This is a genomic window from Bacillus sp. MBGLi79 (assembly GCF_002953915.1).
This window is the reverse complement of the sequence record NZ_CP026521.1, coordinates 858,008-860,819: the sequence shown is the minus strand read 5'-3', so window position 1 is coordinate 860,819 and position 2,812 is coordinate 858,008. Positions and strand designations below refer to the sequence as shown.

At 48.7% G+C, this 2,812-nt stretch carries 5 protein-coding genes; all 5 read right to left on the bottom strand.

The genetic code is table 11. From position 1 onward, the window contains the following. On the bottom strand, positions 1–395 hold a 395-nt coding region (locus C1T29_RS24695; protein ID WP_231516540.1), incomplete at its 3' end, for an AIR synthase related protein. After that, positions 379–1,062 (bottom strand): phosphoribosylformylglycinamidine synthase subunit PurQ, encoded by a 684-nt coding sequence (gene purQ, locus C1T29_RS04335; RefSeq protein ID WP_080131266.1) that lies wholly within the window; start codon positions 1,060–1,062, stop codon positions 379–381. The genes C1T29_RS24695 and purQ, both read right to left, overlap by 17 nt. Continuing rightward, positions 1,059–1,313: a phosphoribosylformylglycinamidine synthase subunit PurS gene (purS, locus tag C1T29_RS04330; RefSeq protein ID WP_003179532.1), complete on the bottom strand. Its 255-nt coding sequence runs from the start codon at positions 1,311–1,313 to the stop codon at positions 1,059–1,061. The genes purQ and purS overlap by 4 nt, the downstream gene beginning before the upstream one ends. A gap of 1 nt (position 1,314) precedes the next feature. Then, complete coding sequence (purC, locus tag C1T29_RS04325; RefSeq protein ID WP_020450436.1) at positions 1,315–2,031, bottom strand: phosphoribosylaminoimidazolesuccinocarboxamide synthase; 717 nt, start codon at positions 2,029–2,031, stop codon at positions 1,315–1,317. A gap of 74 nt (positions 2,032–2,105) precedes the next feature. Then, on the bottom strand, positions 2,106–2,812 hold a 707-nt coding region (locus C1T29_RS04320), incomplete at its 5' end, for a lyase family protein (protein WP_269321163.1).

Here is a 2,812-nt window from a genome sequence, read left to right as displayed (position 1 = left end):
GAGATGGTTCGCGCGCCCATTGAAAAGACGTCGCGGATGATGCCGCCCACACCTGTTGCAGCTCCCTGATAAGGCTCAATCGCTGACGGATGGTTATGCGATTCGATTTTGAAGACAACCGCCTGATTGTCGCCGATATCGACGATTCCTGCGCCTTCCCCCGGCCCTTGCAGGACGCGTTCGCCTTTTGTCGGGAACTTTTTCAGGATCGGCTTGGAATTTTTGTAGCTGCAGTGCTCTGACCACATGACCGAAAAAATCCCGATTTCCGTATAGTTTGGAAGCCTTCCGAGAATCGATTCAATCATGGCAAACTCGTCATCGCTGACACCCATTTGCTGATAGAGCTTCTCTTCCTTAATTTGTTCTTGACTTGGTTCAAGCAGTAGCGACATGAGTTTCCCTCCAATTTTTCACGATAGATTGAAACAGTTTAAGACCGTCGGCGCTTCCGAGCAGAGAATCGACTGCGCGTTCAGGGTGAGGCATCATGCCTAATACATTGCCTTTTTCATTGACGACGCCTGCAATGCCGGCGACGCTTCCGTTGATATCCGTTCCGTATGTGAAAGCGATTTGGTTGTTTTCTTGTAATCCGGCAAGCGTTTCTTCATCACAGTAGAAGTTTCCTTCGCCGTGCGCGACCGGAATCGTGATGGATTCGCCTTTGCCGTAGGAAGATGTAAAAATCGTTTCATTGTTTTGGACAACCAGTTCAACCGGACGACAAATAAATTTCAAATCTTTGTTGCGTCTCATCGCGCCCGGCAAAAGACCGAGCTCCTGCAAAATTTGAAAGCCGTTGCAGACGCCGAGCACCGGCTTCCCTTCTTCAGCCGCTTTTTTGACGGCCGGCATAATGTTTGCGAAGCGGGCGATCGCGCCGCATCTTAAATAATCCCCATACGAGAATCCCCCCGGAATGAGGACACCGTCATATTCATCAAGACTTGTTTCTGTATGCCAGACGTATTCAGCTTCTTCGCCAAGCTCATCCTTGATCGCGTGGAACATATCGATATCGCAGTTTGAGCCCGGCAGCACAATCACCGCAAATTTCACTGTGCGACAACCTCCTCGACTTCGTATCTGTAATCTTCAATCACCGTGTTGGCCAAAAGTTTTTCGCACATTTCTTTGACGAGAACGTCAAGGTCGCGGTCCGATTTTTCAATTGTGAGCTCCATGTATTTGCCGATGCGGACGTCCTGAACTTCTTTGTAGGACATGCTGTGCAAAGCATGCTGAACGGCGCTCCCCTGAGGATCTAAAACACTCTCTTTTAAGCTGACATACACTTTCACTTTGTACATATTACATGCCTCCAAGTCTTTTGAATATTTCTTCGTATGCATCCGTCAATCCGCCCAGGTTTCTTCTGAACACATCTTTATCAAGCTTTTCATTCGTTTCTTTATCCCACAGCCGGCACGTATCCGGGGAAATCTCATCGGCCAGCAGGACCTCGCCGTCTTTATCGCGCCCGAACTCAAGCTTGAAATCTATCAATCTGACACCGCAAGCCGCGAAAATCGTCTGCAGCTCTTCGTTTACCTGTCTCGTAATCGATTTGATTTTCTCCACCTGTTCAGGCTCAGCCGCGTTTAAAATCCGGATATGGTCTTCTGTGATCAGCGGATCGCCGAGCGCGTCATCCTTGTAGTAAAACTCGATAATCGGCTGCTCCAGCTCCGTGCCTTCCGGAATGCCGAGCCGTTTGGACATGCTTCCTGCAACGACATTGCGGACAACGACTTCAAGCGGGATGATCGTCACTTTTTTAATGAGCTGCTCCGTTTCTGAAATTCGTTCAACAAAGTGGTTGTTGATTCCCTTCTCGTGAAGCCTTGTGAAAATCAGGCTGGAAATTTCGTTATTTAAACGGCCTTTTCCATCAATCTCGGCTTTTTTTTCTCCGTTAAAAGCCGTCGCCGAGTCTTTGTATTCGACAAACAACGTGTTGTCATCATCCGTCAGGTATATCTTTTTCGCTTTTCCTTCATATAAAAGTTCATTTTTCACAATATTCACAGAAGGCCTCCTAACCCGAATGTTGGAAATATTTCATCTTTTAGACCCCCGCCTGTTAAAGCGGGCGGTCTATTCTACGCTAAGCCTAAACGTTCAAAAATGTAGTCGACGTTTTTCAAGTGGTAATTGTAATCAAAGCAGTCGGTAATTTGTTCCGGAGACAGTCGGGACGTAATTTTTTCCTCAGCCTCGACAAGCTGGCGGAACGGCACTTGTTTCTCCCATGCTTCCATCGCTTTCGGCTGAACGGTGTCATACGCTTCTTCACGCGCCATGCCGGTATCAATGAGAGCGAGAAGAACGCGCTGAGAGTAGATCAATCCGAGTGTACGGTCCATGTTGCGCTTCATGTTTTCAGGGAACACGGTCAAGTTTTTCACAATGTTGCCAAAGCGATTCAGCATGTAGTTCAGCGCGATCGTCGCATCAGGCAGAATGATGCGCTCTGCTGATGAATGCGAAATGTCGCGTTCATGCCAAAGCGGTACATTTTCATAGGCGGTCAGCATGTAGCCGCGGATGACGCGCGCCATTCCCGTCATGTTTTCCGAACCGATCGGATTGCGTTTATGCGGCATGGCAGAAGAACCTTTTTGGCCTTTTGCGAAAAATTCTTCGACTTCGCGGGTTTCGCTTTTTTGGAGGCCGCGGATCTCAACGGCGAATTTCTCGATGCTTGTCGCAACTAGCGCCAGTGCAGCCATATAATCGGCGTGGCGGTCGCGCTGCAGCGTCTGTGTTGAAATCGGCGCCGGTTTTAAGCCGAGCTTCTCACATACGT

Excerpts from the sequence above, each read along its gene's own strand:
- purS (WP_003179532.1), bottom strand. The coding sequence starts at position 1,313 with ATGTACAAAGTGAAAGTGTATGTCAGCTTAAAAGAGAGTGTTTTAGAT.